General features: G+C 40.4%; 4 protein-coding genes. All 4 read left to right on the forward strand.

Annotation, left to right across the window (positions count from 1 at the left end; translation table 11 throughout):
* Nucleotides 1-367: 367 nt before the first annotated feature.
* The 4 genes from HMPREF9420_RS00350 (at nucleotide 368) to HMPREF9420_RS00365 (ending at nucleotide 5,200) form a co-directional block, all read left to right on the forward strand.
* On the forward strand, nucleotides 368-1,480 hold the full coding sequence (locus tag HMPREF9420_RS00350) for a phosphatidylinositol-4-phosphate 5-kinase (protein WP_044078988.1): 1,113 nt from the start codon (nucleotides 368-370) through the stop codon (nucleotides 1,478-1,480).
* A 25-nt stretch (nucleotides 1,481-1,505) separates the two neighbouring features.
* Nucleotides 1,506-1,961, forward strand: coding sequence for a YhcH/YjgK/YiaL family protein (locus HMPREF9420_RS00355; protein ID WP_007133369.1), 456 nt, complete (start codon nucleotides 1,506-1,508; stop codon nucleotides 1,959-1,961).
* Nucleotides 1,962-1,963: 2 nt separating this feature from the next.
* Nucleotides 1,964-4,036 (forward strand): alpha amylase C-terminal domain-containing protein, encoded by a 2,073-nt coding sequence (locus HMPREF9420_RS00360; protein ID WP_007133370.1) that lies wholly within the window; start codon nucleotides 1,964-1,966, stop codon nucleotides 4,034-4,036.
* A gap of 126 nt (nucleotides 4,037-4,162) precedes the next feature.
* Nucleotides 4,163-5,200, forward strand: coding sequence for a DUF6057 family protein (locus tag HMPREF9420_RS00365; RefSeq protein ID WP_248628057.1), 1,038 nt, complete (start codon nucleotides 4,163-4,165; stop codon nucleotides 5,198-5,200).
* The last annotated feature ends 77 nt before the right edge of the window (nucleotides 5,201-5,277 follow it).

Consider the following 5,277-nt stretch of genomic DNA (forward strand, 5'->3'; position numbering starts at 1 on the left):
TAGATAGTTCTTATCCTTGTTTATGTTTAAACTCGCAGTGTGTTTTGGTATCTTGGTTTCTATATACCTATATATATAGGATTAGTTTGGCTTATTTTTTAGGTAAATGAAGCTTGATAGTTTGACTTAAAATAATCAAAGCGCATGGTTCATTCACTATTGTTCTGGGTTGAAGTCAATCAAGATTGCACGGATAGCGATAGTTTTGGTTTTGTGGTGACTTTGTTGTTATATTGATTTATCATGCGAAAAGGCGTGAGAAGTCATCCTAATGATAATCTGTATTGTTCTATAAAAAACGCTAACTAATTTTGTTTTGTTCCATTATTTTCTTATCTTTGGCCTTGAAACTATAATTGCAAATACAGTGAAAAAACTTATATTATTCACATACGCTTTGCTTATGCCTCTGTTTTTGTTGGCACAAAAGATAGTCTTGGGTTCTTGTACAACGCATGATGGCGGGCAATATAAGGGACAAATGATGAATGGAAAGCCTAATGGAAAGGGCCATACTACATTTAAAAATGGCGATACCTATGAAGGCGAATACATCAAAGGTAAGCGTGAAGGATATGGAACTTATTCATTTTCTGATGGAGAACGATATGAAGGTCAATGGTTTCAAGACCAACAACACGGCCGAGGAACCTATTTCTTTGCCAATAACAATAAATATGTAGGACTTTGGTTTCGTGATTATCAGCAAGGACAAGGCACGATGTATTACTATAATGGTGATAAGTATGAAGGCAACTGGGCCCAAGATAAACGCGAAGGAAAGGGTAAATACACCTATTCCAGTGGTGCATATTATGATGGTCAGTGGAAAAACGACCAGAAAAATGGGCATGGTTTCTTTGATTGGGGCGACGGAACAACCTATGATGGCATGTGGGCGAACAATCAACGGTCTGGCAAAGGGACGAATAAGTATGCCGATGGAGACGTATATGTTGGTAACTGGGCTGATGATATACAGAATGGAAGAGGTATATATAAGTTTCAAAATGGCGATGTTTATGAGGGAGATTATGTCCAAGGAGAACGTACTGGAGAAGGAATCTTCAAGTATGTGAATGGAGATCGCTATACAGGTCATTTTGAAGAAGGAGCCAAAAGCGGGCAAGGCACGTTTGAATGGCGTTCTGGTGATGTCTATGTTGGACAATGGAAGAACGATTTGCAGAATGGTTACGGGAAGTTAACAAAGAAAGCCGGTGACACCTTTGAAGGCAATTTCAAGAATGGAAAGATAGATGGTGAGGTGATTATTCATTATGCAAATGGAAGTCGTTTCAAAGGAAGTTATAAGAAAGGTATGCGCAATGGTCCTGCAATTGAAGAGGATAAAGATGGCAATCGCTTTGAAGGTAGTTATGTAGATGACCGTCGTGATGGGCGATTTGTAGAGAAAGACCGAAATGGAAACGTCACTCGTTCAGGCCGATATGAATCAGGTCGGCGTTTTGAGGATTAAAGATTAGAATTTAATTTCAACGAAAATGATCATTGATAAAATTGCAAATCTACACAAATATGTGGCATTAAACCCTTTGTTTTGTGATGTAGAGGCTTTTCTACAAACCCATAATCTCATGCAACTTGCCGAAGGACAGCATCTGATAAAAGGGAATGACCTGTTTGTAAACATAGAGGTTTGCAAGGGAAAACAAAAGGATGAGGCTGTGATAGAGTTTCATCGAGAAATGATAGACATTCAGATACCTTTGTCTTCTGATGAAATTTTTGGGTATAGTCCCGTTGAAGATTTGCCCGAAGTAGACTTCGATGTGGAAAGAGACATCGCTAAAGTGCCAGGTGTTATGCCACAAAACTATGTCAAGGTGAAGCGTGGTCAGTTTATCGTTTTCTTTCCACAAGATGGTCATGCGCCATGTATTGCCGATGGAAAAAGTTTTAAGAAAGCCATATTCAAGGTGAAAAATAATTGTATTTAGCTATGGAAACAAAGAAGGGAAGCTCGAAAAGAGCAGTTAAAAGAACAACAAAAGAACAGAAAGTTGTAAAGCATATAGGTCTTGTTAAAAAAGATCCTTTTTTGGAACCCTATGAAAATGCGATACGAGGACGCCATGACCATGCGCTGTGGAAATTGTCGCAATTGACAAATAACGGCAAGAAGAGTCTGTCGGACTTTGCAAATGGATACAATTACTATGGGCTTCATAAGCTTTCTCGCGGTTGGGTCTTCAGAGAATGGGCCCCAAATGCTACTGCAATCTATTTGGTAGGAGACTTCAATAACTGGCAGGAGGAAGAGAAATATCTTGCGAAGCGCATTGAAGGAACAGGAAATTGGGAACTCCGATTGCCCGAAAAGGCCTTGCATCATGGTGATTTATACAAGATGCATGTGAAGTGGAATGGGGGAGAAGGTGAGCGTATTCCCGCGTGGGCTACACGCGTTGTACAAGATGAAATGACGAAAATCTTCTCTGCACAAGTATGGAATCCGAAAGAAAGCTATCAGTGGAAAAAAGATAAATTCAAGGCTCAAACCTCTCCATTACTGATTTATGAGTGCCATATTGGTATGGGACAAGACGCAGAAAAGGTTGGAACCTATACGGAATTTAAGGAAAATGTGTTGCCACGAATCATAAAAGATGGTTATAATTGCATTCAGATTATGGCGATACAAGAACATCCTTATTATGGTTCTTTTGGTTATCATGTGAGTTCTTTCTTTGCTCCTTCGAGCCGATTTGGCACTCCCGAGGAATTAAAAGCTCTGATTGATGAAGCCCATGCCAAAGGAATAGCAGTCATTATGGACATCGTTCATTCGCATGCTGTAAAGAATGAAGTTGAAGGTTTGGGGAATTTGGCAGGCGATCCTAATCAATATTTCTATCCCGGAGAACGTCGCGAACATCCTGCTTGGGATAGTCTTTGCTTTGATTATGGCAAAGATGAGGTGATGCACTTCCTGCTTTCTAACTGTAAATATTGGCTAAACGAGTTCCATTTTGATGGCTATAGGTTTGATGGAGTTACTTCAATGCTTTATTATAGTCATGGATTGGGCGAAGCCTTTGGTGGATATGGTGATTATTTTAATGGTCATGAAGACGATAATGCCATTTGTTATCTCACTTTAGCCAATAAGCTTATTCACGAAGTAAACCCCAAAGCGATTACAATTGCAGAAGAAGTTAGTGGCATGCCAGGCCTTGCTGCCAAGTTTGAAGATGGCGGTTTTGGTTTCAATTACCGCATGGCGATGAATATTCCAGACTTTTGGATTAAGACCATTAAAGAGCAAAAGGATGAGAATTGGAAGCCAAGTTCAATCTTCTGGGAGGTTAAAAATCGGCGCGCGGATGAGAGAACAATCTCTTATTGCGAAAGCCACGACCAGGCGTTAGTAGGGGATAAGACGCTCATTTTCCGTTTGATTGATGCTGATATGTATTGGCATTTCAAGATTGGAGATGAAAACGACGTTGCTTTCCGAGGCATTGCACTCCATAAGATGATTCGTTTGGTAACCGCTTCCACCATAAACGGAGGCTATCTTAACTTCATGGGAAATGAGTTTGGTCATCCCGAATGGATTGATTTCCCACGAGAAGGAAATGGCTGGAGCTATAAATACGCTCGTCGTCAATGGAATTTGGTCGACAACAAAGAACTTGATTATCATTTCTTGGGTGATTTTGATCGAGAAATGTTGAAAGTAATCAAGAGCGAACGAAACTTTATCAACACCGAGGTACGTGAGATTTGGCACAACGATGGCGACCAAGTCTTGGCTTATATGCGTGGAGATTTACTTTTCGTTTTCAACTTCTCACCCACAACTTCTTTTACGGACTATGGTTTTCTTGTGCCAGTTGGTAGTTATGATGTTGTGCTCGACAGCGACAACAAAAGCTTTGGAGGAAATGGTTTCAATGATGATTCCTTAACTCATCTGACAAACTACGATCCTCTTTATGTCAATGAACATAAAGAATGGCTGAAACTCTATCTGCCGGCACGCACTGCTTTGGTGCTAAAGAAAAATTAATATTAATAGATGTCACCACTCTTTTCAAAAACATACGGCTCACGTCCATATATAATAATGTGTGCCTTGTTCTTCGTAGTCTTCACGTTTAGTTATCTGTTTTGCTATCAAGATAACCTGTTGGCTATGATGCAACACATACTTTCAAACGGACAGACCCATTACAATCGGTTGATAGGGGCAATAATCATCACCTCGTTGCTGATGTTGTTGCAGCTCGTGCTGTATGTTGTGACGCATTTGAATGGTCGTTTTCATATCCTGACGTATGTTCCCTCAATTGTTTTGCTCACCACTTTAACCGCAGTTGACGGGAACTATACGAGCGGAATAACAATCGGGAAATGGTGGTGGATAGCGCCGTTGATTATCATTCTCGACGCTATTGCCCTCTTTTATGCGCGTCAATTACAAGACTATGATTTCTCAGAAGGTGAATTTGGTTTCTTCAGTAGAACGTCGTGGATAAACTATTGCGGACTGACGGCTTTGTTTATGTTAGTGATGTTTGGTGCAAATCATCAGCGCGTGCTTCACATGCGCTTGGATGTTGAACAATGTATCGCCTCGCAGAATTATAAGAAAGCTACAGCAACTTATGCACGTGCGCTGCAAACAGATTCGTCTTTAACCAATCTTCGCGTCTACGCGCTATCGTTGTCTGGGCAACTTCCCGAGCGATTGTTCGAATATGCTTTGGTGGGAGGTTCAGCCGTTATGCTGCCAAGTAATCCCGATGTGCATTATCTTCTTTGCGGACAAGCCCCTTTATATCAGCATTTGGGAGGAATGTTTCGGCAGAAAATGAGTACGATGCACTATTTACACTTTATCCATCAGCACCATTTGGCAACTAAGGCAGCACATGATTATCTGCTTTGCGCTTATTTGATGGACGGCAATTTAGATTTATTTGTGCATGCAATCGGAAAATATTATGATCTCAAGAAACCACTGCCCAAACATTATCGCGAGGCTCTTGTGCTTTATAATCATTTGCGATCTAATCCCTATGTTGTCTATCACAATAGTGTCATGGAAGCCGATTTCACTGATTTCCAAACATTGATAAAGCAATATAGTGATGCTCGGCAACGCATTGCAGCTATCCGCGACACCTATGGCAACACCTATTGGGCGTATTATTATCAATTAAAACATTAGTGCGTAAACCTCTTATAAACCGATATTTTTCTTCTTCAAATAAGAAAAGATTTTGTATGAAATGGCGCTTCATTTGA

The sequence above is a fragment of the Segatella salivae DSM 15606 genome (assembly GCF_000185845.1).
GTDB lineage: Bacteria > Bacteroidota > Bacteroidia > Bacteroidales > Bacteroidaceae > Prevotella > Prevotella salivae.

Coding starts and splice junctions, on each gene's coding strand:
- HMPREF9420_RS00355 (WP_007133369.1), top strand. CDS start 1,506: ATGATCATTGATAAAATTGCAAATCTACACAAATATGTGGCATTAAAC.
- HMPREF9420_RS00360 (WP_007133370.1), top strand. CDS start 1,964: ATGGAAACAAAGAAGGGAAGCTCGAAAAGAGCAGTTAAAAGAACAACA.
- HMPREF9420_RS00365 (WP_248628057.1), top strand. CDS start 4,163: ATGATGCAACACATACTTTCAAACGGACAGACCCATTACAATCGGTTG.